Origin of the sequence: Microbacterium saccharophilum, assembly GCF_007992455.1 — a bacterium.
Lineage (GTDB): Bacteria > Actinomycetota > Actinomycetes > Actinomycetales > Microbacteriaceae > Microbacterium > Microbacterium saccharophilum.
In genome coordinates this window covers 149169-174297 of sequence record NZ_BKAH01000003.1, presented here as the reverse complement: position 1 = coordinate 174297, position 25129 = coordinate 149169, and the positions used below count along the sequence as shown (strand labels likewise).

The 25129-nt window shown below is 71.9% G+C and carries 25 protein-coding genes; 14 read left to right on the top strand and 11 right to left on the bottom strand.

The annotated features are described in order from the left end of the window. Positions 1 to 21 precede the first annotated feature (21 nt). On the bottom strand, positions 22 to 597 hold the full coding sequence (locus MSA03_RS04600) for an alternate-type signal peptide domain-containing protein (RefSeq protein WP_147049828.1): 576 nt from the start codon (positions 595 to 597) through the stop codon (positions 22 to 24). A gap of 416 nt (positions 598 to 1013) precedes the next feature. On the opposite strand from MSA03_RS04600, the gene dnaK reads away from it, so the two are divergent. From dnaK to MSA03_RS04575, 5 genes are all read left to right on the top strand, one after another. Then, on the top strand, positions 1014 to 2888 hold the full coding sequence (dnaK, locus tag MSA03_RS04595) for a molecular chaperone DnaK (RefSeq protein WP_147049827.1): 1875 nt from the start codon (positions 1014 to 1016) through the stop codon (positions 2886 to 2888). A gap of 5 nt (positions 2889 to 2893) precedes the next feature. After that, the gene (locus tag MSA03_RS04590; RefSeq protein WP_147049826.1) at positions 2894 to 3508 is read left to right on the top strand and encodes a nucleotide exchange factor GrpE; all 615 of its coding nucleotides are present in this window, start codon (positions 2894 to 2896) and stop codon (positions 3506 to 3508) included. 15 nt (positions 3509 to 3523) lie between these two features. Then, a complete protein-coding gene (locus MSA03_RS04585; protein ID WP_028496312.1) occupies positions 3524 to 4504 on the top strand; it encodes a DnaJ C-terminal domain-containing protein in 981 nt (326 codons plus the stop codon). A gap of 19 nt (positions 4505 to 4523) precedes the next feature. Next, the gene (locus MSA03_RS04580) at positions 4524 to 4958 is read left to right on the top strand and encodes a heat shock protein transcriptional repressor HspR (RefSeq protein WP_028496313.1); all 435 of its coding nucleotides are present in this window, start codon (positions 4524 to 4526) and stop codon (positions 4956 to 4958) included. A 156-nt stretch (positions 4959 to 5114) separates the two neighbouring features. Next, entirely contained in the window at positions 5115 to 6215 is a 1101-nt protein-coding gene (locus MSA03_RS04575) for an alcohol dehydrogenase catalytic domain-containing protein (protein ID WP_147049825.1), read from the top strand. Here MSA03_RS04575 and MSA03_RS04570 read toward each other — a convergent pair whose 3' ends face one another. Beyond that, positions 6216 to 6809 carry a hypothetical protein gene (locus tag MSA03_RS04570; RefSeq protein ID WP_028496315.1) on the bottom strand — a complete coding sequence of 198 codons (594 nt, stop codon included), beginning with the start codon at positions 6807 to 6809 and terminating at the stop codon, positions 6216 to 6218. A 177-nt stretch (positions 6810 to 6986) separates the two neighbouring features. Between MSA03_RS04570 and MSA03_RS04565 the strand changes: the two genes are divergently transcribed. The 5 genes from MSA03_RS04565 to MSA03_RS04545 all read left to right on the top strand — a co-directional run bounded on the left by MSA03_RS04565 (position 6987) and on the right by MSA03_RS04545 (position 13641). Next, a complete protein-coding gene (locus MSA03_RS04565; protein ID WP_028496316.1) occupies positions 6987 to 8192 on the top strand; it encodes a glycosyltransferase in 1206 nt (401 codons plus the stop codon). A 2-nt stretch (positions 8193 to 8194) separates the two neighbouring features. Beyond that, a complete protein-coding gene (locus tag MSA03_RS04560) occupies positions 8195 to 9286 on the top strand; it encodes a glycosyltransferase family 4 protein (RefSeq protein WP_147049824.1) in 1092 nt (363 codons plus the stop codon). 244 nt (positions 9287 to 9530) lie between these two features. Beyond that, positions 9531 to 10496: a GlxA family transcriptional regulator gene (locus tag MSA03_RS04555; RefSeq protein WP_147049823.1), complete on the top strand. Its 966-nt coding sequence runs from the start codon at positions 9531 to 9533 to the stop codon at positions 10494 to 10496. A 70-nt stretch (positions 10497 to 10566) separates the two neighbouring features. Then, positions 10567 to 12771, top strand: coding sequence for an ATP-dependent Clp protease ATP-binding subunit (locus tag MSA03_RS04550; RefSeq protein WP_147049822.1), 2205 nt, complete (start codon positions 10567 to 10569; stop codon positions 12769 to 12771). A gap of 36 nt (positions 12772 to 12807) precedes the next feature. Continuing rightward, positions 12808 to 13641, top strand: coding sequence for a UbiA family prenyltransferase (locus MSA03_RS04545; protein ID WP_147049821.1), 834 nt, complete (start codon positions 12808 to 12810; stop codon positions 13639 to 13641). 20 nt (positions 13642 to 13661) lie between these two features. Here MSA03_RS04545 and MSA03_RS04540 read toward each other — a convergent pair whose 3' ends face one another. The 4 genes from MSA03_RS04540 to MSA03_RS04525 all read right to left on the bottom strand — a co-directional run bounded on the left by MSA03_RS04540 (position 13662) and on the right by MSA03_RS04525 (position 18001). Then, positions 13662 to 14798, bottom strand: a complete 1137-nt coding sequence (locus MSA03_RS04540; protein ID WP_147049820.1) for an FAD-dependent oxidoreductase — start codon at positions 14796 to 14798, stop codon at positions 13662 to 13664. Next, positions 14791 to 15513, bottom strand: coding sequence for a methyltransferase domain-containing protein (locus tag MSA03_RS04535; RefSeq protein ID WP_147049819.1), 723 nt, complete (start codon positions 15511 to 15513; stop codon positions 14791 to 14793). Before MSA03_RS04535 ends, MSA03_RS04540 begins: the two co-directional genes overlap by 8 nt. Beyond that, positions 15510 to 16643, bottom strand: a complete 1134-nt coding sequence (locus tag MSA03_RS04530) for a type III polyketide synthase (protein WP_147049818.1) — start codon at positions 16641 to 16643, stop codon at positions 15510 to 15512. The genes MSA03_RS04535 and MSA03_RS04530 overlap by 4 nt, the downstream gene beginning before the upstream one ends. 83 nt (positions 16644 to 16726) lie before the next feature. Next, positions 16727 to 18001, bottom strand: a complete 1275-nt coding sequence (locus tag MSA03_RS04525; protein WP_147049817.1) for an MFS transporter — start codon at positions 17999 to 18001, stop codon at positions 16727 to 16729. A gap of 58 nt (positions 18002 to 18059) precedes the next feature. Between MSA03_RS04525 and MSA03_RS04520 the strand changes: the two genes are divergently transcribed. Then, on the top strand, positions 18060 to 18590 hold the full coding sequence (locus MSA03_RS04520; protein ID WP_147049816.1) for an ArsR/SmtB family transcription factor: 531 nt from the start codon (positions 18060 to 18062) through the stop codon (positions 18588 to 18590). A 7-nt stretch (positions 18591 to 18597) separates the two neighbouring features. Here MSA03_RS04520 and MSA03_RS04515 read toward each other — a convergent pair whose 3' ends face one another. After that, a complete protein-coding gene (locus MSA03_RS04515; protein ID WP_147049815.1) occupies positions 18598 to 19176 on the bottom strand; it encodes a nitroreductase family protein in 579 nt (192 codons plus the stop codon). Between the two features lie 115 nt (positions 19177 to 19291). Between MSA03_RS04515 and rraA the strand changes: the two genes are divergently transcribed. Together rraA and MSA03_RS04505 are read left to right on the top strand one after the other, a co-directional pair. Further along, positions 19292 to 19759, top strand: coding sequence for a ribonuclease E activity regulator RraA (gene rraA, locus MSA03_RS04510; RefSeq protein ID WP_147049814.1), 468 nt, complete (start codon positions 19292 to 19294; stop codon positions 19757 to 19759). A 71-nt stretch (positions 19760 to 19830) separates the two neighbouring features. Next, on the top strand, positions 19831 to 20217 hold the full coding sequence (locus MSA03_RS04505) for a VOC family protein (RefSeq protein ID WP_147049813.1): 387 nt from the start codon (positions 19831 to 19833) through the stop codon (positions 20215 to 20217). 5 nt (positions 20218 to 20222) lie between these two features. Here the strand turns inward: MSA03_RS04505 and MSA03_RS04500 are convergent, their stop codons facing one another. Together MSA03_RS04500 and MSA03_RS04495 are read right to left on the bottom strand one after the other, a co-directional pair. Then, complete coding sequence (locus MSA03_RS04500; RefSeq protein ID WP_147049812.1) at positions 20223 to 21320, bottom strand: ABC transporter permease; 1098 nt, start codon at positions 21318 to 21320, stop codon at positions 20223 to 20225. Next, positions 21317 to 22201 carry an ABC transporter ATP-binding protein gene (locus MSA03_RS04495; protein WP_147049811.1) on the bottom strand — a complete coding sequence of 295 codons (885 nt, stop codon included), beginning with the start codon at positions 22199 to 22201 and terminating at the stop codon, positions 21317 to 21319. The genes MSA03_RS04500 and MSA03_RS04495 overlap by 4 nt, the downstream gene beginning before the upstream one ends. A gap of 181 nt (positions 22202 to 22382) precedes the next feature. Here MSA03_RS04495 and MSA03_RS04490 point away from each other — a divergent pair, with 181 nt between their 5' ends. Then, entirely contained in the window at positions 22383 to 22952 is a 570-nt protein-coding gene (locus tag MSA03_RS04490) for an NADPH-dependent FMN reductase (protein WP_028496330.1), read from the top strand. Between the two features lie 208 nt (positions 22953 to 23160). Here the strand turns inward: MSA03_RS04490 and MSA03_RS04485 are convergent, their stop codons facing one another. Then, entirely contained in the window at positions 23161 to 23811 is a 651-nt protein-coding gene (locus MSA03_RS04485) for a response regulator (protein ID WP_147049810.1), read from the bottom strand. Then, positions 23808 to 25049, bottom strand: a complete 1242-nt coding sequence (locus tag MSA03_RS04480; protein ID WP_147049809.1) for a sensor histidine kinase — start codon at positions 25047 to 25049, stop codon at positions 23808 to 23810. Before MSA03_RS04480 ends, MSA03_RS04485 begins: the two co-directional genes overlap by 4 nt. Positions 25050 to 25129: the final 80 nt, after the last annotated feature.

Sequence of the window (25129 nt, the reverse complement as noted above, 5' to 3'; positions counted from 1 at the left end):
CCGGGGCGACGGGCCCACGGATCACGCGGTCTTCTGCGTGAGGGAGACGGTGAAGCCGGTGAGGTTCACGGCGCCGTTCATGCTCGCGTTCTCGGCGCCGGCCGTGGCCGACTTCGGGAAGGTGATGGTCGCGGTGATCGTGGCGATCTGGTCGGTGGTGCCGGCGCCCGGGACGACGGTGAAGGTGTCGCCGGTCTGGACGATGCCGGTGCCGCTCGCCGTGAGCGTCGCGGTCTTCAGGAGCGACGCGGCCAGGGCCTGGTCGGCGGCGTTCGTGGGGTTGGCTGCGACGATCGAGCCGCCCGTGAGCGCCGGGATGGCCTGCAGGCTGTCACCGTCCGCCTTGATCTTCATGGTCTTCGTGTAGGTGAGGACGTCACCGGGGGACACGGCGTAGGTGGCGATCGTGATCGGCGACCCGTTGGCGGTCCACGTGCCGGCGACCTTGGTGTCCTCGACGACGAGGTTGCCCGCGACGATGGTGCTGCTGCCGGCTTCGGCGGCGGAGGCGTTCCACGTGGCGAACGTGCCGGCACCGCCGAGGAGGAGGGCGACGCCCGCTGCGGTGGCGATGGAGGCCTTGGCGATCTTGTTCATGATGGGGGTCCTTTCGCGGCTCGTGGCCGCCTTTTCGGGGGGTTGTGGGGTGCGGGTCGTGCTGCCTGCGATTCAGATCCGGGGCGGCTTGTCGAGCACATGATGAGTCTCTCGACCCGACCTCAAGAAGCACCCCCGATCGCAGCGAGCACCTCCGCAAGATCGTCCGAACGTCTCGTGAGCCCCAGCCCCACCCACAAGGAACCCTCAGGTTTTTCACAAGGAACCCCCCGATCCCTGGCATCGCGCGGTTCAGCATGATCTCCACCGGCATCCGTCGCCGACCGCCATCCCCGAACTTGATACGACCAGACTCAACTTCATTTGACCCACTGGGTGCGTCCGCGTACACTTGAGTCATCGCGGCTCAGGTTGGGCCGCCCCCAGACTTTCCATTGATAGAAGGAGCAGCACACATGGCACGTGCAGTGGGTATCGACCTCGGGACGACGAACTCCGTCGTCTCTGTCCTCGAAGGCGGCGAGCCGAAGGTCATCGCCAACGCCGAGGGCTTCCGCACGACCCCGTCGGTCGTCGCGTTCACGAAGGACGGCGAGGTGCTCGTCGGCGAGACCGCCAAGCGCCAGGCCGTCACGAACGTCGACCGCACCCTGACTTCCGTCAAGCGCCACATGGGCACCGACTGGAAGACCCAGTCGATCGACGGCAAGGCGTACACGCCCCAGGAGATCTCCGCCCGCATCCTGCAGAAGCTCAAGCGCGACGCCGAGCAGTACCTGGGCGACACCGTGACGGATGCCGTCATCACGGTCCCCGCGTACTTCAACGACGCCGAGCGTCAGGCCACGAAGGAGGCCGGCGAGATCGCGGGCCTCAACGTCCTCCGCATCATCAACGAGCCCACCGCCGCCGCCCTCGCGTACGGCCTGGACAAGGGCAAGGAGGACGAGCTCATCCTCGTCTTCGACCTCGGTGGCGGCACGTTCGACGTCTCCCTCCTCGAGGTGGGCAAGGACGACGACTTCTCCACCATCCAGGTGCGCTCCACCGCCGGTGACAACCGCCTCGGTGGCGACGACTGGGACCAGCGGGTCGTGGACTACCTCATCAAGCAGTTCAAGGACACGACCGGCGTCGACGTCTCGGGTGACAAGATCGCTCTGCAGCGCCTCAAGGAGGCCGCGGAGCAGGCGAAGAAGGAGCTGTCGTCCTCGACGAGCACCAGCATCAACCTGCCGTACCTCTCGCTGACGGACTCCGGCCCCGTGTCGCTGTCCGAGACGCTGACGCGCGCGAAGTTCGAGGACCTCACCAAGGACCTGCTCGACCGCACCAAGAAGCCGTTCGAGGACGTCATCCGCGAGGCCGGCATCAAGGTCGCCGACATCGACCACGTCGTGCTCGTCGGCGGCTCGACCCGCATGCCCTCCGTGGGCGAGCTGGTCAAGCAGGAGACCGGCAAGGAGCCCAACAAGGGCGTCAACCCGGACGAGGTCGTCGCCGTCGGCGCGGCCCTCCAGGCCGGCGTCCTCAAGGGTGAGCGCAAGGATGTGCTGCTCATCGACGTGACCCCCCTCAGCCTCGGCATCGAGACCAAGGGCGGCATCATGACGAAGCTCATCGAGCGCAACACCGCCATCCCGACCAAGCGCAGCGAGACCTTCACGACGGCCGACGACAACCAGCCGTCCGTCGCGATCCAGGTCTTCCAGGGCGAGCGTGACTTCACGCGCGACAACAAGCCGCTGGGCACGTTCGAGCTGACCGGCATCGCGCCGGCGCCGCGCGGCATCCCTCAGGTCGAGGTCACCTTCGACATCGATGCGAACGGCATCGTGCACGTGTCCGCCAAGGACAAGGGCACCGGCAAGGAGCAGTCGATGACGATCACCGGCGGCTCCTCGCTGCCGAAGGACGACATCGAGCGCATGGTGCGCGAGGCCGAGGAGCACGCCGCCGAGGACAAGAAGCGCCGTGAGGCCGCCGAGGTCCGCAACCAGGCCGAGACCCTGTCGTACTCGATCGACAAGCTCATCGCCGACAACGCCGACAAGCTGCCGGAGAACGTCAAGACCGAGGTGCAGGCCGACGTCGACGCGCTCAAGACGGCGCTCGCCGGTGACGACGACGACGCCGTGAAGACGGCGTTCGACAAGCTGAACACGTCGCAGACGAAGCTCGGTGAGGCCATCTACGCCTCGTCGCAGGCCGAGCAGCAGGCGCCGGATGCCGGTGCGCAGCCCGGTGCCGAGGGCGACGCGCCGACGGCATCCGCGGAAGAGGATGTCATCGACGCCGAGGTCGTCGACGACGAGGACGAGAAGAAGTAGGACTCATGACGAAGAAGGACTTCGAACAGCCCGAAGAAGGCGACGAGGTCCTCGGCGAGGAGGGGTCGGAGGCGCAGGTCTCCGACCCTGATTCGCAGGAGGACATCGTCGAGGACGACGTCGCCGAGGAGGACGAGCTGACCGTCGAGGACATCCTCGGCGCGATGCAGTCCGATGAGGCGACCGTCGCGGACGCCCCCGCCGCGGAGCACGACCTGCTCCTGGACCTCAAGCGCCTGCAGGCCGAGTACGCCAACTACCGCCGCCGGACCGAGGAGCAGCGGGAAGCCGAGATCGAGCGCGCCAAGGGCGCGGTCGCGAAGGGCCTCCTGCCCGTCCTCGACGACCTGGACCGTGCCGAGAAGCACGGCGACCTCGAGGAGGGCACCCCCTTCACGCAGATCGCCGAGAAGCTCCGGGGCGTCGCCGAGCGCATGGGCGTCACCGCCTACGGCGTCGCCGGCGAGGCGTTCGACCCGCAGCAGCACGAGGCGATCTTCCAGGCGCCGACACCCGGTGTCGAGACTGCGACGGTCCTCGAGGTCGTCGAGGTCGGCTACCGGCTCGGCACCACCGAGCTGCGGCCGGCGAAGGTCGTCGTCGCCGTCCCGGCGGAGTAGTCGGAGAGGAGTTCCATGGCCAGTCAGGACTGGTTCGACAAGGACTTCTACAAGGTCCTCGGTGTCAGCAAGGACGTCACCGACGCCGACCTGAAGAAGACGTACCGCAAACTCGCGCGCACGCATCACCCCGACTCCAATCAGGGTGATGCGGGCGCCGAGGCGAAGTTCAAGGAGATCAGCGAGGCGTACGCCGTGCTGAGCGACAAGGAGCAGCGCGCCGAGTACGACCAGATCCGCGCCATGGGCTCCGGCGCGCGCTTCCAGGCGCCCGGCGCCGGCGGCGGCTTCGAGGACGTCTTCAGCCGCTTCGGCGGCCGGGGGGGCGCGCAGACCGCTGACTTCGACGACCTGTTCGCGATGTTCGGCGAGCAGACCGGCGGACGCTTCGGCTCCGGCCGGTTCGGCCAGCCCTCCGGCGGGTTCCGCGGGTTCGGCGGGCCGCAGCGCGGCGCCGACGTCACCGCCCGGACGACGCTGGACTTCCAGACCGCCGTCCGCGGGGAGACGATCTCGCTGCAGGGCGAGGACGGCAAGCCGTTCAAGGTCAAGATCCCCGCCGGCGTCGCCGACGGGCAGAAGATCCGCCTCCGCGGCCGTGGGCGGCCGTCGCCGGACGGCGGCGAGCCGGGCGACATCGTCGTGGCGGTCGCGGTGCGCCCGCATCCGGTGTTCACCCGTGACGGCCTGAACCTCCGCGTCACCGTTCCCGTGACGTTCACGGAGGCGGCGCTCGGCGCGACGATCGAAGTCCCGACGCTCGGCGGCGATCCCGTCAAGCTCCGGGTCGCGCCGGGCACGCCCTCCGGGCGTGTGCTGCGGGTCAAGGGACGCGGCGTGCAGACGTCGAAAGGCACCGGAGACCTCCTCGCCGAGGTGCAGGTGGCCGTGCCGTCGCACCTGGATGACAAGGCCCGGGAGGCGCTCGAGCGGTTCCATGAGCTCGAGTCGAAGGAGAACCCGCGCGCCGATCTGATGAGCAAGGCCCGCGAGTAGAGACGAAGAGGTGAGGACCATGGCTGACAGCACGATCGATGAGGACGCCCCGATCCTCGCCATCGCGGTGGCCGCCGAGCTCGCCGGCATGCACCCGCAGACCCTGCGCCAGTACGACCGGTTGGGCCTCGTCATCCCCGCCCGCACCCAGGGCGGCTCGCGGCGGTACTCCCTGCGGCACGTCGCGCAGCTCCGCGAGGTCGCGGCGCTGTCGGCCGACGGGATGAGCCTGCCCGCCATCGCCCGGATCATCGAGCTCGAGGACCAGGTGCGGCGGCTGCGCCGCGAGGTCGCCGACCTCGAACAGCGCCTGCGCGACGAGGTCGACCAGCGTCGCGGCGCCCGGGTCTTCGCCGCGGGCGCGAGCGGCAGCGTCGTGACCCTGCGCCACGGCACGCGCGTGCGCCGCGCGACCGAGGTCGTGCTCTGGCAGCCCCGCGCCCCCCGCGACTGAGGCCACTGACCGGCGCGCCGCCGAGCCGAACGGCGGAGATCGCGTGCGATCCGCCGCGGCGGGTGGCATCCGGGGCCGTGTGGGCGATGATCTCCGCCGTTGCGTCCTGTGGCCGAGCCGACCGGGGTAGCGTCGGACGCAGACGAGGAGGTCGACATGCAGATCATCGGTGCAGTCCTGGAGACGTCGGGCGCGGACGCGCCCTTCGCGCGATCGCGGCCGTTCCGCGTCGGGCCGCTCGAGCTCGATGCACCGGAAGCCGGCGAGCTGCTCGTCCGGATAGAGGCCGCCGGCGTCTGCCACTCCGACCTCAGCGTCGTCGACGGCAACCGGCGTCGCCCCACACCGATGCTCCTCGGTCATGAGGCCGCCGGAATCGTCGAGCGCACGGGGCCGGGCGTCACCGACGTCGCCGTGGGCGACCGGGTCGTCATGACTTTCCTGCCGCGATGCGGGGAGTGCGCCGGCTGCCGCACCGACGGGCGACTGCCCTGCGAGGTGGGCACCGCAGCCAACAATGCCGGCACACTCGTGGGCGGCGGCATCCGCCTGCACCGCGGAGCGGAGGCCGTGCACCACCATCTCGGCGTCAGCGGGTTCGCGACCCACGCCGTCGTCAGCCGCACCTCGGTCGTACCGGTCCCGGCCGATGTGCCGGGCGAGATCGCGGCACTGCTCGGCTGCGCGGTCCTCACCGGAGGCGGCGCGGTGATGAACGCGGCCCGTCCGGCTCCCGGCTCCACGATCGCCATCGTCGGGCTCGGGGGCGTCGGGATGGCCGCGCTGCTGGTCGCCGTCGCGCTCGGGGTCGAGGTGATCGGCATCGATGCCGTTCCCGCCAAGCTCGATCTCGCCCGCGAGCTCGGCGCCGCGGAGGCACTGTGCCCGGCCGATGCGATCGACCTCGGCCTCCGCGTCCCCGCCGTCGTCGAGGCCGCCGGCAACGCCCGGGCCTTCGAGACCGCCGTCGCCGTGACCGCCCCCGGCGGCACGACCGTCACGGTCGGACTCCCGGCCCCGGACGCGCGGGCAGCGGTGTCGCCGCTGCTGCTGACCGCCGAAGCCCGGACGATCATCGGCAGCTACCTCGGCTCGGCGGTACCGAGCCGCGACATCCCGCAGTATGTCGACCTCTGGCGCGCCGGAAAGCTGCCCCTGGAGAAGCTCGTCTCCAGCCGCATAGGACTCGACGACATCGACGCGGCCATGGACCGGCTCGCGGCCGGCGGAGAGCTGCGTCAGCTCATCGCATTGTGATCAGCTCGGGTCGAGTCGCAGCACGTCGGGAGACTCGCCGACGGGCAGGTCGTCCACGAGCCGCAGTGAGCGGGCCACCTCGTCGACGGCGCCGAGTGCCGTCCCGAACCGCTCCCGGTCGGCGCTGACGGCCGTCAGCGTCACGAGGTGGGTGCCGGTGTCCCACGTGTACGTCGCGAACGGGGGCGTGCGCGGGTCGGGCGGCAGATCCATCACGAGCTTCTCGCCGACCCCCAGGTAGGTGCCGCGGAACGACTCCGTGTCGTCGTACTCGATCGGCATCATCGCCCGCGCGGCGCGCACCTGCGGCGTCGCCTGCTGCACCTGCGCGAGCGCGACGAGGAGCTCGGGATCGTCCTTCCACACCCACGCGAGCACCCGCCCGTCGGCGCGGCGCATGAGCAGCGGCGCCGCCTGGCTCATCGCCCACGCCGCGACCCGGCTGCCGGGCCGCTCCGCACGCCCGACCGCAGCGTTCGCCTGCGCCAGCAGCATCCCGATCGCGCGCTTGCGCGCGCGCCGGCCGCGGAGGCCCAGCGATCCGGTGACGGGCACCCAGCGGCGGGGGTCGGCGTCTGCCTGCAGTCGAGCCATGACACCCAGCGTACGGTCGGGACCGTCGATGCAGGCCGCCGAGAGGCCGCCGAGATGCCGCCGAGATGCGCCGCGCGCGGCACGGCTCCGGGCTCGGCGGGACCGCCCGACTAGACTCGGATCCGGCGCAGACGCGAACCGCGGCGCGCGCCAGCCGCACAGATTGGCCCGTACCCCGTGACCGACTCCGCGACACCTCTCAGCGAACCCGTCGCTGACCGACGTCCGCTGACCATCGTGATGGCCGCCGACACCTTCGGCCCCGACGTCAACGGCGCCGCCCGTTTCGCCGAGCGTCTGTCCGCCGGCCTCGCCGCCCGTGGTCACGACGTCCATGTCGTGACGCCCAGCGTCACGCACGCCCGGCACGGCACGTTCACCGAGGTTTTCGAAGAGCAGTCCATCACGGTGCACCGGCTGCCGGGATGGCGCTGGTACCCGCACGACTGGCTGCGCTTCGTGCTGCCCTGGATGGCGAAGCACTACGCGCGCCGCATCCTCGACGACGTCAAGCCCGACGTCGTGCACAGCCAGTCGCACATCGTCATCGGTCGCGGCATGACGCGCATCGCGCGCCAGCGCGGCATCCCGGTCATCGCGACGAACCACGTGATGGCCGAGAACATCATCGACTTCACGACGCTCCCGCCGGTCCTCGACAAGGTCGTGATCAAGCTCGCGTGGGACGACGCGAAGCGCACCTTCGGCATGTCGCGGGCGGTCACGACGCCCACGCGCCGGGCCGCCGAGTTCCTCGAGCGGACCATCGACATCGACGGTGTCATCGCGATCAGCTGCGGCATCGACAAGGGCAACTACACGCCCGATCTCACGCCGCGACCGCACCGCCGGGTGCTGTTCGTCGGACGCCTCACGACCGAGAAGCACGTCGAGGTGACACTCGAGGCCATCGCGAAGCTCGTGCCCGAACTCGACGTCGTCTTCGACATCGTCGGCGGCGGGGACCAGCGGCGGAACCTCGAGCAGACGGCGCACCGTCTGGGCATCGACGACCGCGTCGTCTTCTACGGCCGCACCTCGGAGGAGGACCTCCGGGCCGCGTACACGCGGGCCGACGTGTTCGCGATCGCCTCGATCGCCGAGCTGCAGTCGATCGCGACGATGGAGGCCATGGCATCCGGCCTCCCGATCGTCGCCGCCGATGCCGTCGCCCTGCCGCACCTCGTGCACGACGGCGAGAACGGCTACCTCTTCGAACCGGGCAACTCCGACGACCTCGCCGACAAGCTGCGCCGCGTCCTGACGGCATCCCCGGAGGAGTACCTGCGGATGCAGCAGGCATCGCTCACGGCGGTCGAGGCGCACGACATCAACAAGACGCTGGACACGTTCGAGAAGCTGTACCGCGGGGAACCGCTCTGACGATGCGGCTGTTCTTCGACGCCCGGTACATCCGCACGGATTTCCACGACGGCATCAGCCGCTACTCGGCCGAGCTCGCCGCCGCCGTCGCGGACGCCGCCGCGGAGCGCGGCGTCGAGGTCACCTACCTGATCGCCGACGAGGGGCAGCGCGCTTATCTCCCGGCCGGCGCCACGACGCGCCGCATCCACCCCCCCACGTCGTGGCGGGAGCCGTTCACGGCGCTGCGGCTGAACCGTGACCGACCCGACGTCGTGTTCTCGCCGATGCAGACGATGGGCTCACTCGGCCGGCGCTTCCGCCTCATCCTCACGCTGCACGACACCATCTACTACCGCCACCGCACGCCGCCGCGCGACCTGCCCGCCCCGATCCGCGTCGGGTGGCGCCTGTTCCACCTCAGCTACGTGCCGCAGCGGCTCACCCTCAACGCCGCCGACGTCGTCGCGACGGTGAGCGAGACGAGCAGGCGGCAGTTCGCCGCGGCGCGGCTCACGAAGCGTCCCGTCGTCGTGATCCCCAACGCGCCGCAGAAGCTGGCCGGGATGCTGCCGCCGGGCGTCGTCGTGACACCGGGCACGCGGAACCTCATCTACATGGGCTCGTTCATGCCCTACAAGAACGTCGAGACGCTCGTGCGCGCGATGGCGTCGCTTCCGGGGCGCACGCTGCACCTGCTCTCGCGCATCACGCCCGCCCGGCGGGCCGAGCTCGAAGCGCTCGCGCCCGAGGGTGCGGCGGTCGTGTTCCACGGCGGCGTCACCGACGCGGAGTATGCGGCTCTGCTGGCCGACCAGGCCGTGCTGGTGAGCGCGAGCCTCGACGAGGGGTACGGACTCCCGCTCGCCGAGGCTCTCGCGCTCGGAGTCCCGGCCGTCGTGACCGACATGCCGATCTTCCGCGAGGTCGCCGGCGACGGCGCCCGCTACGCCGCCGGAACGGATCCGGCAGCGTTCGGCGCCGCCGTCCGCGCTCTCGACGACCCCGCCGAGCACGCCCGCACGGTCGCGGCGGGCACGGCGCACATCGCGCGGTTCTCGTGGATGCGGTCGGCCGGCGTCCTGCTCGACACGGTGGTCGACCTGGCGCGCTGAGCCGGCAGAAGAGACGCGACGGGCGACGGGGTGGCGTCGCGCCGCGCGTGTGAGCCTCAGGGGAGGCGAGACGGGTCGGTGGGCACGGCGCGGTAGCCGTCGGTGGCGAGGGCTCGCACTGTGCCGACCAGACCGACGGTGGCAACGGCCACCAGGAGGATCGTGATCATCATGGCTGAAAAGCTACGCGGGAACAGATACTGCCACTAGTGGCAGAGCAGCCGCTGTTGGTAGGATTCCTGCCATGAAGACCGTCGCGTGCGTCGTGCAGCCTGGGTTCGCCCCGTTCGAGTTCGGCCTCGCGTGCGAGGCGTTCGGACTGGACCGCAGCGACGACGGCATCCCGAACTTCGACTTCCGCATCGTCACGCCCGACCCGGGCGCCGTGCCGGCCAACATCGGGTTCTCCCTCAACGTCGACGCCGACCTGGCCTTCGCCGACGAAGCCGATCTCGTCGTCATCACCCCCATCCCGCGCGACGCGTGGGATCACGTCGACGAGCGCGTCACCGCGGTCGTCCGCCGCGCCGTCGAGCGGGGCGCCTGGGTGCTGACGGTCTGCAGCGGCGCCTTCGTCGTCGCGGCCGCCGGCGTGCTCGACGGGCGGCGTGCGACGACGCACTGGCGCTACGCCGACACGATGAAGCGCATGTACCCGGCCATCGACGTCGACCCGCACGTCCTCTATGTGCAGGACGGGCGCATCATCACGAGCGCCGGCACGGCGGCGGGCCTCGACGCGTGCCTGCACCTGCTGCGCATCGAGCTCGGCGCCGAGATGACCAACAAGATCGCCCGCCGCATGGTCGTCCCGCCGCAGCGGGACGGCGGACAGGCGCAGTTCATCGACCGTCCGCTGCCGGTGTCGACGTCGCTCTCCCTCACGCCGGTCACCGACTGGATGCTGGAGAACCTCCGCCTCGACCTGTCCGTCGACCAGCTCGCGTCGCGCGCGCACATGTCGCCGCGCACCTTCGCGCGCCGGTTCAAGGCCGACTACGGCACGACCCCGGCGGCGTGGCTCGCCCGGCAGCGCATCATCCAGGCGCAGCGCCTGCTCGAGCAGACCGACCTGGGCCTCGACAAGATCGCCTGGGAGTGCGGGTTCGGGTCGGCGGCCGTGCTGCGGCAGAACTTCGCCCGGACGCTCGGCACGACGCCCACGGCGTACCGGGCGCGCTTCACGTGCACGGAGTCGATGGCCTCCTGACCCAGCGAGCGGGAGCCTCTCGTGATAAACTTGAGTCCATAAGGCTCAAGTTTGGGATGCGAGGGGAAACATGAACGCACAGCCGACACCCGGCCAGGAAGACCAGCAGAGCGCCCTGGAGCAGTTCGGCATCAACCTCACCGAGCGCGCGCGGCAGGGCAAGCTCGACCCGGTCATCGGCCGGGACAGCGAGATCCGGCGCGTCAGCCAGGTGCTCACCCGGCGCACGAAGAACAACCCCGTCCTGATCGGCGAGCCCGGCGTCGGCAAGACCGCCGTCGTGGAGGGTCTCGCCCAGCGCATCGTCGCGGGCGACGTCGCCGAGTCGCTGAAGAACAAGGAGCTCATCACCCTCGACATCTCCGCGCTCGTCGCCGGAGCGATGTACCGCGGGCAGTTCGAGGAGCGTCTGAAGAGCGTCCTCAAGGAGATCACCGAGTCCGAGGGCCGTGTCATCACCTTCATCGACGAGCTGCACGTCCTGATGGGCGCGGGCGGTGGCGAGGGATCGGTCGCGGCATCCAACATGCTCAAGCCGATGCTCGCGCGGGGAGAGCTGCGGCTCATCGGGGCGACGACGCTCAACGAGTACCGCGAGTTCATCGAGAAGGATGCCGCACTGGAGCGCCGCTTCCAGCAGGTCTACGTCGGCGAGCCGAGCGTCGAGGACACCGTCGCGATCCTCCGCGGGCTCAAGGGACGCTACGAGGCCCACCACGGTGTCACGATCAGCGACGGCGCCCTCGTCGCCGCGGCGGCGCTCAGCAACCGGTACATCCCGTCGCGCCAGCTGCCGGACAAGGCGATCGACCTCATCGACGAGGCCATGAGCCGGCTGAAGATGGAGATCGACTCGAGCCCCGTCGAGATCGACGAGCTGCGCCGCCAGGTGGACCGCATGCGCCTGGAGGAGCTCGCCCTCAAGCGCGAGAAGGACGACGCGTCGAAGGAGCGCCTCGCGAAGCTCCGCGAGCAGATGGGTCAGGCGGAGGCGCAGCTGACGGCGCTCGAGGCCCGGTGGGAGCGGGAACGCGCCGGCCTGAACCGCGTCGGCGAGCTCAAGAAGCAGTACGACGAGGCCGTCACGGCGCGCGACCGTGCGCTGCGGGAGGCCGACTACGCGCGCGCCTCGAAGCTCGAGTACGAGACCATCAAGCGCCTCCAGCAGGAGATCGCCGACGCCGAGCGCGCCGATGCGAATCCCACCGAGGAGCGCATGGTCAACGAGCAGGTGACCGACGAGGACATCGCCGCCGTCATCGCCGCGTGGACCGGAATCCCGGTCGGCCGCCTGCTGCAGGGCGAGTCCGAGCGGCTCGTGCACCTGGAGAACGAGCTCGGCAAGCGGCTCATCGGGCAGAAGCAGGCCGTCAAGGCGGTCGCCGACGCCGTGCGTCGCTCCCGGGCGGGCATCAGCGACCCGAACCGGCCCACCGGCTCGTTCCTCTTCCTCGGCCCGACCGGTGTCGGCAAGACCGAGCTCGCCAAGGCGCTCGCCGACTTCCTCTTCGACGACGAGCACGCCATGGTCCGCATCGACATGAGCGAGTACGGCGAGAAGCACTCCGTCGCCCGGCTCGTCGGCGCCCCTCCGGGATACATCGGCTTCGAGCAGGGCGGTCAGCTGACCGAGGCCGTGCGGCGTCGGCCGTACTCCGTCATCCTGCTCGACGAGGTCGAGAAGGCGCACCCCGAGGTCTTCGACATCCTGCTGCAGGTTCTCGACGACGGACGCCTCACCGACGGGCAGGGGCGCACGGTCGACTTCACGAACACGATCCTGATCCTCACCTCGAACCTCGGCTCGCCGATCCTCATCGACCCGACGCTCGCCATCGAGGTCAAGCGCGACCAGGTCATGGCGCTCGTCCGGCAGGCGTTCCGCCCGGAGTTCCTGAACCGGCTCGATGACATCGTGATGTTCCAGGCCCTCAGCGAGGACGACCTCGCGCAGATCGTCGAGCTGTCCGTCGACGCGCTGCAGCGGCGCCTCAAGGACCGTCGCCTGACGCTCGCCGTGACGCCGGATGCCCGCGCCTGGCTGGCCGAACGCGGCTACGACCCGCTCTTCGGCGCGCGGCCGCTGCGCCGGCTGATCCAGTCCGAGATCCAGGACCGACTCGCCATGGCGCTGCTGTCCGGCGGCGTCCGGGACGGCGAGGTCGTGCGCGTCGACGTCGCGGCGGACGGGTCGCAGCTCGTCCTCACGAGCGACGGCACCCCGCCGCCGGTCGAGGACGACGAGGTGATCGAGGCGGAGCTGCTCGACGACTGAGTCCGGTGGTCACGGCGCGCGTGAGAGCATCGAGCCGTGACCACGCTCCGCGCCCTGTGGGGCTCCACCCACCCCGGGCCCTCCGTCGTCGTGACGGTGCTCGCGGTGGCCCTCGGGATCGCGTCGGGGGTCGAGCCGTGGCGCGTGGCGCTGCTCGGCGTCGCCGTCCTGTGCGGGCAGCTCTCCGTCGGCATCTCCAACGACGTCATCGACCGCGACCGCGACACGGCGGTGGGGCGCACGGACAAGCCGCTCGTGCGGGGCGACGTCTCGGCGCGGACCGCGTCGATCGCGGCCGTCGGCGCGCTCGTCCTGTCGCTCCTCCTGTCCGCCGCGATCGGGTGGGGGATGCTGGCGGCGCACGCCGTCGCGCTCGCCGCGGCCTGGTCCTACAACGCGGCCCTCAAGTCCACGGCCCTCTCGATCGCGCCGTTCCTCGTGAGCTTCGGGATCTTCCCGTCCCTCGCGACCCTCTCCGCGGTGCCGTCGCAGCTCGCGCCTCCGTGGGCGTGGATCGCGGGCGCCGCACTCGGCGCCGCCGTGCACCTCACGAACGTGCTGCCCGATCTCGACGACGACGACCGCACGGGTGTGCGCGGGCTGCCGCACCGGCTCGGCCCCCGCGTCTCCGTCGTGATCGCCGCCGCGGCGATCACGGCCGGCGCCGTCGCCGTGCTGTCGGGGGCCGCTGCCGCCGGGGCACTCGGAGCCGTGTCGTGGGTCCTGTTCGCGGGCGTGGTGGCACTCGCGGCCGCGACCGTCGTCCGCGTGCTCGTCCGGCGGCCCGAACGGGTCGTCTTCCGCCTCGTCATGGCGTCGGCGCTGGTGCTGGCGGCGCTGCTCGTCGCCTCACCCGGCGCACTGCGCTGATCCTGGGTGCGACGCCGCGGTCAGCGGGCCGCGGCGTCGAAGCCCATCGCGTACCCGCGCGCCGCGATCGGGCCGGCCGCACCGAGTGCGACACGCAGGGCCGCCTCGCGCACGACGTGCCCGACGGGCCCCTTCGCTCGACCGAGCCCCGTGTTGAGCGCGGCCAGGCGCGCGGCCCACGCGGCCGAGCGCACCCGTTCCCGCTCCCAGGCGGCCAGTTCGGCCTCCGGTTCCCGCCCCGTCCGCAGCCACCGGGCGAGGAGCGGCGCGAGGCTTGCGGCATCCAGAAGGCCGAGGTTCATCCCCTGCCCGCCGATGGGGCTCACCTCGTGGGCCGCGTCGCCGATCACGAGGATGCGGGCCCGCCGCAGCCGCGGCGCGACGACGCGGCGGACGCCGAACGAGGTCGCGGACCCCACGGCGTCGGCGGCTCCCGGCTCCCCGCGATCGGTGAGGGCCGTGCGCAGCCGCGCGAGCCGGGCGGCGTCGTCGTCCGCGCCCCCGCCGTCCCATGCGACGAACCGGCGCCGACCGCCGGGCAGCGGGAACGACTCGAGCACCCCGGACGGTGCCAGGTGCACCACCGCGACCTCCGCATCCGGCCGCCCCGGCACGTCGGCATCCGTCATGAGGTAGCGGTCGGGGTACGCGGTCTGCCGGAGCGCGCCCGGCCGGTAGACGAGCCCGCGTGCGGCGGCGCCTCCCGCGACGACGACGAGGGGCGCCGACAGCTCGGTCTCGCCGGTGCCGGCGGCGGTCACCCGGACCAGGTCCCCGTCGGCGCGGATGGCGGTCACGACGACGCCCCGCCGCGGGGCGGGCGCGCCGACGGCCAGCGCGGCCTCGGTCTCGGCCTGCGGCAGCGTCGCGACGAACGGATGCCGCGCGCTCAGCCGATCGAACCGCACGACGCCGAGCAGCCGCCCGCCGCTGCGCGCTTCGCCGCGGCGCACGCGGACGGCCCGCTCCAGGATGCGGTCGGTCGCGCCCCCGTCCTCGAGCGCCGCGAGGACCGGCGCATGCAGCCCGATCGCGCGCGTCCCCGTGCCGGCCTCGGTGCGCCGCTCGAGCAGGACCACCTCGACGCCGCGGCGGGTGAGCTCGGCCGCGAGCAGCGTGCCGACCGGGCCGGCTCCGATGACGACGACGTCAGGCATGGCCGACGCTCCGCGCCAGGAGGCGGAACGGCGCCGGGCGATCGATCCGCCACGGACTCGGGGCATCCGCGGGGTCTCTGACCTCGCCCGCCGCGATCGCCGCCGCGAGCTCCTCGGCCCGGAAGCTGCGCCGGATCGAGCGCAGGCCGTCGGTGCGGAGGAACGTGCCCCCCGCGAACGGTGTGATCCCGACCGTGTACAGCGCGTACGCGAGCCGGCCGCGCTCGATGTCGGAGTGCAGCACCGGTCCCGTCGACAGCGCCCGGGAGGCGGCGGCGAAGGCCGGCAGTTCGGCGCCCAGGTGGTGCAGGACATGGTTGGAGACGACCGCGTCGAACCGCTCGCCCTCCGCGACGAGGACCGCGGCGTCCACCGCGCGGAAGCGGATGCCGGGGGCCGCCCACCGTGCCGCGACCTCGTGCGCCCGCGGGTCGGGGTCGACGCCGGTCCACTCGACGTCCAGGCCGTCCGCGCGCGCCAGCCCCGCGAGCCGGGCGACGAGGTCGCCGCCGCCGCAGCCGAGATCGAGGACGCGCGCCGGGCGGCCGAGCCCGACCAGGTGCGGCCGGAGCGCCGAGCGGTAGACGCGGCCCCAGCCGGAGACGAGACGGTTCACGACGGCGAACCGGTGCAGCGTCGCGGCGAGCCGCTCGGGATCGCAGTCCGGGTCGTCCATGAGCTCGCGGAGCTCCTCGTCCCGCGTGGCGAGGCTCACCCGCGCTCCGCCGTACGCCGTGTGAGGAGGGCCGACTCGACGGTGAGACCGGGGCCGAAGGCGAGCGCCGCGATCCGCTGATCCGGCGCAGCCCCCGCGTCCCCGTCCCCGCCGGCGGCCCCCTCGAGGAGACGGCGGAGGATGAAGAGGATCGTGGCGCTGGACATGTTGCCGTAGTCGCGGAGCACCTCCCGGGAGAGGGTGAGGGCGTCCGGCGCGAGCGCGAGGCCGGTCTCCACGCGGTCCAGGACGCTGCGCCCGCCCGGATGGACGGCCCACGCGTCGACCGTCTCGTCGCCGAGGAACCGGTCGACCGCGCCCCGGATCTCCCGGCCCACGATGCGGGGGACCTCGGCGGAGAGGACCATCTCGAACCCGGCGTCGCCGACCGTCCACACCATGTCCGTCTCGCCCTCGTCGGTGAGGGCGGTGCCGAACCGCTCCAGCTCCAGCCAGTGCGCGCCGCGCAGCGAGGTGTCGGCGGTCACGACGGCGGCGGCGGCGCCGTCGGCGAAGACGGAGGACGCGACGATCTGCTGCGGGTCCGCGGAGGAGCGGAAGTGCAGCGTGCACAGTTCGGCGCACACCACGAGGACGACGGCGTCCGGCTGGGCGGCGCAGATGCGCGCGGCCGTGCGGAGCGCGGGGATGCCCGCCGCGCAGCCGACGAAGCCGAGGTGATAGCGCTCCACGGTCGTCGGCAGGCCGAGGTCGCGGACGAGCCGGTAGTCGGGACCGGGCGCCACGAGGCCCGTGCAGGACACCGTGACGACGTGCGTGACCTGCGCCGGGTCTACGGTGGCGGAGCCCAGCGCCGATCGCGCCGCACCCGCGAACAGGTCCGGAGAGTGCCGGATGAACTCGGTGTTGCGAGCCCCCGTGCTCGGTCGCAGCAGCGCCCCCGCGGCATCCACGACGGCCATCGCCGTGTCGTCATCGGGTGCCTCGCCGTAGAGGCCGGCCAGCACGGTGTGGCGGTGCTCGATCGCCGCCGCATCGAAGGCGGCATGGATGAGCCGTTGCGTGCGGCGGTCGAGGCCGGGCTGCGCGGCGAAGAGGTCGCGCACCTGCCTCTGCGTCAGCCGCGTGGAGGGGACCGCGGTGCCGATGGACAGGACGCTCGTGGTCATGGTCCACCCTAACCAGCTCCGGGTGCCGCAGGGCCGGGGGTGGTGCCCCGGTTCCCCGCCGTCTACAGTGCAGTGCCGGGCCGTCAGTCGCCCGGCGTCGGCAGCTCCCGCATCCGCCAGAACGGGCCGGTGACGACGAAGAGCGCGGATGCCAGGGCGCCCGCCGCGGCGATCCACATCGTCGTGGGGACGCCGAGCCACGTGCCCAGCGCGCCGGCGAGGAGCGCCGCGATCGGCATGACGCCCCACACGCAGAACCGGATCGACGCGTTCATCCGGCCGAGCAGCCGGGGCGGCGTGATCCGCTGGCGGAAGGTGACCTGCGTGATGTTGTAGAGCAGGACGCTGAAGGTTCCGAGGAAGCTCTGCACGAGCAGCAGCGGGAAGGCGATCGCGGGGACGGCGACGGCGGCCGGGAGCAGCAGGGCGATGAGCGAGAAGACGATGGCGCTGGCCGGGATGGTGCGCGCCTCCCCGAGGCGGCGGAGGATGCGGGGCGTGACGAGGGCGCCGACGAAGCCGCCGACCGCGCCCACGGCGAAGATGACCCCCATCTGGGCCGGCGAGAGGCCGAGCGTGCGCAGCAGGAAGATCGGCAGCAGCGTGAAGGTGATCGTGCTGAAGAAGTTCGACACCCCGGTCGTTCCGACGATGCGCCGCAGGTGCACGTTGCCGAACACCCAGCGCAGGCCCTCGCGGATCGAGGCGACGAGCGGATCGTGGTCGTGCCGCGCGGCGACCAGCTCGGAGTCGCGGGTGCGCAGCAGCGCACCGGCGGACAGCAGGTAGGTGACGGCGGTGACGAGCACCGCGAAGGGGGCCGTGATCACGCCGATGAGCCACCCGCCGGCGGCGGGACCGGCGATGCCGGCCAGCTGGGCGGTGGACTCGAGCTTGCCGTTCGCTTCGGCGATGTGGTCCGCGGGGACGAGTGAGGGCACGACGCTCTGGTAGGAGACGTCGAAGAAGACGGTCGCGACGCCCATCACGAGGGCGACGAGGACCATGTGCCAGATCTGCAGCAGACCCGCCCACCACAGCAGGGGCAGCGCCGCGAGGGCGACGGCGCGGATGACGTCGGCGACGATCATGACGTGGCGCTTGCGGAGCCGGTCGATCCACGCTCCGGCGGGCAGTCCGACGAGCAGGAACGCGGCCGTTCCGGCGGCCCCCAGCAGGCCGACGTCGAACTCCGTGGCCTGGAGCAGCAGCACGGCGAGGACGGGGAGGGCGAGTTCGGTGATCTGCGCCCCGAACTGGCTCAGCGCCTGACCGCTCCACATCGTGAGGAAATTGCCGTCGCGCCACAGCGAGCGGTGCGGCGTCAGCGCCGCCTCCAACTCGACTGGTTGGGACATGTCGATCAGTCTGCGCCGACCTGTTGGGTTCTGTCAATCACCCCGCTACGCTCGCTGCATGACCCACGAGGCGAACGGCTCCGACAAGGCGGCGGTCGCGCTCGCGCGGGCCCTGAGCTCGCCGCTGCGGCTGCGCGTGCTGCGCCTGTGCGCGTTCGACGCCCGCACCAACAAGGAGCTCGCGGAACTGCTCGAGGTCAACCCCGGCACGATGCTCCACCACGTCCGCACCCTCGTCGACACCGGGCTGCTGGCCGCCGAGCCGGCGCGCACCGGCACCCGCGGCGCGCGCGAGGTGCCGTACCGGGCGACGGGGCGGTCGTGGCATGCCCCGCAGGGGCCGAACTTCTCCGTCATCCTGCTGGAGACGATGCGGCAGCAGCTGCAGGAGGTCGACCCGCAGCTCGTCGAGACGAGCTGGCTCGGGCTCCGGCTGAACGCCGAGCACCTCGACGAACTGCAGCAGCGGCTCTACGGCCTGCTGCAGGAGTTCAAAGAACGGGGCCCGGATGCCGGCGGCGACTCGTACTCGCTCGTGATCGTCCTGCACCCGGACCGCAACCCGCCGGCCGAGCGGCCGGCAGGCTGAGCGGCGCTCACGCCCCGACGAGCGAGTCCTTGACGCTGCGGCGCGTGCGCGGGGCGAGCTCGCGCTCGCGCAGCGGCTCGGGGGCAGCCGATACGTCGCCGAGGGTGCCGACGGCCATGACGGTCAGCGGCGTGACGCCTGCATCGAGAGCGAACGTCGCGGCGACGGCGGCGCGGTCGAAGCCGCCCATCTGGTGGGTGTGGAGGCCGGAGGCGTGCGCCTGCACCGTGAAGTGCGCGGCGGCCTGGCCGGTGTCGTAGGTCGCGAAGTGCTGCGGCTCGCCGTCGATCTCGGTCGTCGCGGCGAAGACGACGAGCGCGGCGGCGTCCGCGGCCCACGCCTGGTTGAAGCCCGTGAGGGCGGCGACGACGGCGGCGTGCGCCTCGGTGCCGCGCCGGGCGACGATGAAGCGCCACGGCTGCGTGTTGTTCGCGGACGGGGCCCAGCGGGCCGCCTCGAGCGCGCTCGCGAGGGCGGCCTCGTCCAGCGGTGCGGCCGGGTCGAAGATGCGGGTGCTCCAGCGCTCCGCGAGGACATCGAGGATGGGGGCGTCGGTGGCGGCCGTGCGGTCGAGCGTGAGGCTCATGTCGTCTCCTGGTGGTGCGGGGGAGGGACATCGTCGGCCCGTGATCACTTCGATTCAATTGTATGCAATACGGCTTTGTTCCCGCTGTGAGCGCCGGGGGCAATAGCGTGGGCGCATGACGATCGCGACGGCCGACCTCTTCGACGAGCGCGGTGAGGCGCTCGACTCGCTCGCCCTGCAGCTGCACGACCTCGGCGGGCAGGTGGCGTTCGACGGCGCCATCCGCACGGTCCGCTGCCATCGCGACAACGCGCTGGTCAAGGAGATCCTGGCGACGCCGGGCGACGGGGCGGTGCTCGTCGTCGACGGCGGCGGTTCGCTGGAGTCCGCACTCGTCGGCGACCTCATCGCAGCATCCGCTGTCCGCAACGGCTGGGCCGGGATCATCGTGCACGGCGCCGTCCGCGACCGCGCCGCTCTCGCGACCCTGCCGCTCGGCGTCAAGGCGCTCGGCTCGAACCCGCGGAAGAGCGCGAAGGACGGCCGCGGCGAGGTCGACGTCACGGTGGTGATCGCCGGGGTGTCCTTCCGGCCGGGGGCGCACGTGTGGGCCGACGCCGACGGCATCCTCGTCGAGCGCTGAGGGCCTTCCCTCGCAGCGCCGGGCGGTCGATACTGTCCTCGACACCGCCCTGGATGAGCCCGAGGAGCATCATGATCCGTTCCGCCGCGTCGTTCGCCGGATTCTCGGTGGACGACATCCCCGCCGCCGAGGCGTTCTACCGTGACGTGCTGGGCCTGCAGGTCGAGACCAATGGCATGGGGATCCTCGAGATCACGATGCCGGGGGGATGGCGCGCGATCGCCTATCCGAAGGCCGACCATGTGCCGGCGAGCTTCACCATCCTGAATCTGCTCGTCGACGACATCGACGCCGCCGTCGATCAGCTGAACGCGCAGGGCGTCGCGACGAAGATCTACGACGACCCCGACTTCGGCACCGACGAGCGCGGCATCGCCCGCGGCAACGGCGGACCCGACATCGCCTGGTTCCGCGATCCCGCCGGGAACGTCCTCTCCGTGCTCGTGGGTGCCGGGTAGGCCGATCAGGCCTTGAGGGCGTCGGCGAGCGAGACGCGGGCGCCCATCCGCAGCAGCGAGTTCTCGTAGATCTTCGCGCCCACGAGGATCGCCGCGACGCACGTGGCCAGCAGCACCGCCAGCGAGAGCAGCGGCTCCCACCACAGCGCCTCGCCGAGGAAGACCCGCACCGGCATGCCGACGGGGGCCGAGAACGGCACGTACGACATGACCGTCAGGACGACCGGGTTGTCGTTGAAGAACACCACGAGGAAGTACGGCGCCATCACAAGGAAGGTCAGGGGCGTCGTCGTCGACCCGATGTCCTCCTGGCGCGACACCATCGCCGCGGCGGCCGCGAACAGCGACGCCAACAGGATGAAGCCGAACAGGAAGAACACCGCGAACCACACCAGCGGCGCGCCGAGGCCGCCGAGCAGGGCGCTCTGCCCCGTGACGGTGAGGCCCACGACCGTGATGGCTGCGAGGCCGATCACCTGCCCCATCGCGAGGATCGTGTTGCCGATGACCTTTCCGGCCAGGAGCGCGCGGGTCGGGATGGCCGAGATGAGCAGTTCGACGACGCGGGTCTGCTTCTCCTCCACGACGCTCTGCGCGATCGTCGAGCCGAAGGTGAGGGCGGCCATGAAGAAGATCAGACCGAACCCGAGCGAGACGAAGTAGCGGAGGATCTCATCCGTGCCGCCGGTCGTCAGCAGTTCGATCTCGGGGGACACGCTGAGCAGCGACGTGAGGGCGGATGGCGCCGACTCGTCGGCCACGATCGTGTACCCGAACGGCTCGGCGCCGCCCGGGACGAGGGCCGCGTCGACGTCGCCGGAGCGCACCAGGTCGCGCGCCTCGTCGGCCGAGCCGACCTCGGTGACCTCGACGGCATCCTTCGCGCCGTCCAGTGCCGACGCGGTCTCCGAGGTCACCGCGACGGGGATGCGGTTCTCCGCCTGCGCGGCGAACCCGCCCCAGAGGACGCCCGCGAGGGCGATGGCGAAGAGGATGGCGGTCGAGATGACGAACGCCTTGCTGCGCAGCTTGGAGCCGACCTCGCGCTCGGTGACGAGCCACACGCTCTGTGCGAACGAGGGGGCGACGGCGGGGGTGGTCACTGGATGACCTCCTTGAAGATCTGGGCGAGGGAGGGATGCCGGGGGGAGAAGCTCGCGACGTCGCCGGACTCCACCGCGCGGCGGAGGACCCGCTGCGCCGTCTCGTCGCTGTCCGCGTCGAACAGGGCGTAGCCGCCGTCGAACTCGAGCACATCGACCCCGGGCTCGGACCGCAGCCATCCGGCGTCGCCGCCGGAGATCAGCTCGAACCGCCGCATCGCGTGCTGCGCGCGGAGCTCGCTGCGGCTGCCGGCGGCGCGGATCGTGCCCCCGGCGATGATCACGAGGTCGTCGCACAGGCGCTCGACGACGTCGAGCTGGTGCGAGGAGAACAGCACGGCGGCGCCCGCCGCGGCGCGGGCCTGGAGCACGGCGGCGACGACGTCGACGGCGAGGGGGTCCAGCCCGGAGAACGGCTCGTCGAGGATCAGCACCTGCGGGTCGTGCACGAGCGCCGCGGCGATCTGCGCGCGCTGCTGGTTGCCGAGCGAGAGGGTCTCGACGTTGTCGCCGAGGCGCTCGCCGAGCCCCAGCTCCTCGAGGAGGGCCGTGGCACGCGTCGTGGCATCCGCCTTGCTGAAGCCGTGGAGCCGGGCGAGGTAGACGACGTGCTCCAGCACCCGCATCTTGGGGTACAGGCCGCGCTCTTCCGGCATGTAGCCGAACCGGCGCCGGTCGGCGGCCGTCACGGGGCTGCCGCCGAGGGTCACGGTGCCGGCATCGCGGGAGAGGACGCCCAGGATGATGCGCATCGTCGTGGTCTTTCCCGCTCCGTTACCGCCGACGAAGCCCGTCAGGCGGCCCTCGGTCACGGTGAACCCGACGTCGTCGAGCACCCGGCGCGCGCCGTAGGTCTTGGTGATCCCGCTCAGTTCGAGCATCGTGCCTCCTCGGTCATCGTGCCTCCGACGCTACGGAGCCGCGGGGCGCGCCGCCTCCCCCCTGCGGGGGATTCGGCCGCGGTACTTCATGCGCTGGAATAGATATTCGCGGCGGACGGTTGGACCAGGGGTCACGGCGCGGCTCGCCGCGCACCCCGTCTCCCTTGGAGGAATCACACTCATGACCGACCGGACCATCGGCTACATCGTCGGCAGCCTCTCGTCGACCTCGATCAACCGCCGCCTCGCGAAGGCGCTGGAACGCCTCGCCCCCGCCGGGACGACGCTCGTGGAGATCCCGATCGCCGGCCTCCCGTTCTACTCGATGGACCTCGAGGCGGACTTCCCGCAGGCCGCGCGCGACTTCAAGGACGCGATCGCCGGCGTCGACGGCGTCATCATCGTGACCCCCGAGTACAGCCGCTCGATTCCCGGCGTCCTGAAGAACGCGCTGGACTGGTCTGCGCGCCCGTACGGCCAGGCGTCCTTCGACGGCAAGCCGACCGCCGTCATCGGCACCTCGGGCGGCGGCATCGCGACGGCGGCCGCGCAGCAGCACCTCAAGGCGATCCTCAGCCACCTCAACGCACCGACGCTCGGCCAGCCCGAGGGCTACGTCCAGTCCCTCCCCGGCCTGTTCACCGAGGACGGCGAGGTCACGAACGATGAGACCGCCGCGTTCCTCGTCGCGTACCTCGACGCGTTCGGCGCCCTGATCGAGCGCTACGCGCGGGTCTCCGTCGCGGCCTGAGGCAGACGCTCGGCTGGGTGTCCCAGCCGAGCGTTCTGCGTGGGTGGCGCCGCGGCGATCTGCAGGATGCCGTGTGGCTCATGGGGCGCGTGAGCCCCATGCGCCCCATCCGTCACGCCCGGTCCTGCAGTTCGCTGCGCGGGCCGGGCCGCGCGGGCCGCGGTGTCGGTGATCGTGGCCGGGAGAGACGCTCTGGTCCAGCCGGAGGTCAGGCGAGGCCGTGCCGGTGCGCCCAGACGACCGCGGCGACGCGGTCGCGGACCCCGAGCTTCTGCAGCACGTTCGACACGTGCGTCTTCACCGTCGCCTCGCCGATGAACAGGCGCTCGCCGATCTCGGCGTTGCTGAGCGCCTGCGCGACGAGGCGCAGCACCTCCCGCTCGCGCTCGGTCAGGTCGACGGGCAGCGCGGCCGGCGCGACCGGGACCTCCGCCGGCCGGTGCGCGAAGCGCTCGATGACCCGGCGGGTCACGGCCGGTGCGAGCAGGGCATCGCCGGCGGCTGCGACCCGGACCGCGGCGGTGAGCTCCTCGGGCCCCGCGTTCTTCAGCAGGAAGCCGCTCGCCCCGGCATCCAATGCCTGGAAGAGGTAGTCGTCGCGGTCGAACGTCGTGACGACGACGACCGCCGCCCGGTTGCCGAGGTCGGCAACGATCCGCCGGGTCGCCTCGAGGCCGTCCATGCCGGGCATCTGCACGTCCATGCAGACGACGTCCGGTTGCAGGGCGGATGCCGCAGCCACGGCGGCCGCGCCGTCTGCCGCCTCACCCACGATCTCGATGTCGCCCGCCGCCTCGAGGATCATCCGGAACCCCGCGCGCATGACGGCGTGGTCGTCGACCAGCAGCACGCGGATCACGCGGGCACCGCCGCGACCGCGGGGACGCGCGCGCGCACGACGAAGCCGCCGCGGGCACGCGGCCCCGCCTCGAACGTGCCGCCGGACGCGGCGGCGCGCTCGCGCATCCCGACGAGACCGAGACCCGGCCGCGTGCCCGGCGTGACGCGGCCGCTGTTGGCGATCTCGAGCTCGATGGCGCCGTCGTCGTAGCGGAGCCGCACATCTGCGACGGCATCCGGGCCGCCGTGCCGGCGCGCATTCGTCAGGGCCTCCTGGGCGATGCGGTAGAGGTTCACCTGGACGAGTTCGGACGCCTCGACGGGTTCGCCCACGACGGTCAGCGTCGTCGGCAGGCCGTTTCCGCGCGCGTGGTCGACGAGGTCGCCGAGCGCGTCCAGCCGCAGCGTCGATGCGCCGGGGCCGTCGGCGTCGGGGGTGCGCAGCGTCTCGAGCAGCTGGCGCAGTTCGTCCAGGGCATCCCGGGCCGATGACTCGATGGCGCTCAGCGCGCCGCGCGCGGCGGCCGGGTCGCGGTCGAGCACGGCCCGCGCCGCGCCCGCCTGCACCCCCATCGCCGATACGTGATGCGCCACGACGTCGTGCAGCTCGCGCGCGATGCGCACACGATCCAGCGCCACCGCCTGCGCCGCGGTGAGCTCCCGCTCGCGCTCCAGGTCGGCCGTCCGCTCCTCCAGGGCTGCGCGCGCCTGCCGCTGCGCGTACGCGCGCTCGCCGAAGAAGAAGGCGCCGCCGAAGAACGCCGCGTTGACGAGGAACTGCATGAGGATGAACGCGGCGAACGGGGAGAAGAGCCCCGCGCGCGACAGCCCGTCCTCGGCGTCCCCGACCGCGGACTGGAATGTCGTGACGATGAGCCAGACGAACATCCCCACGATGACGAGGATGCGCACCGTCGTCGCGCGACGACGATCCTCCGCCCACGCGCCGACGGTGTACATCGCGATGAACAGGGCGATGTTGCCGACGTAGATCTCCGGAACGCGGAACGAGACGCCGACGAAGAACACGACCGCGATCGCGACGAGGACGAGGTCGGGATGCCGGCGGCGCACCGCGAGCGGAGCCGTCAGGCCCAGCGCATACACGACGCCCCAGCCGAGCGGCGGCCCGTCGTCGCCGTAGACGCCGGCGACCTGGCCGAGGCCCGTGCTCAGGATGCCGGCGACGAGCATGAGCCCGGCGAGCCAGAGGTCGCCGGGGATCAGGCGGGAGCGGGGCGAGGGCGGAGCCGTCATCCCTCCAACGTAGGGCGGAGGCCGCGTCGTGGGATCCGCCGAGCGGGGGAGATCGCACGATTCACTTGCTCTTGACAAGC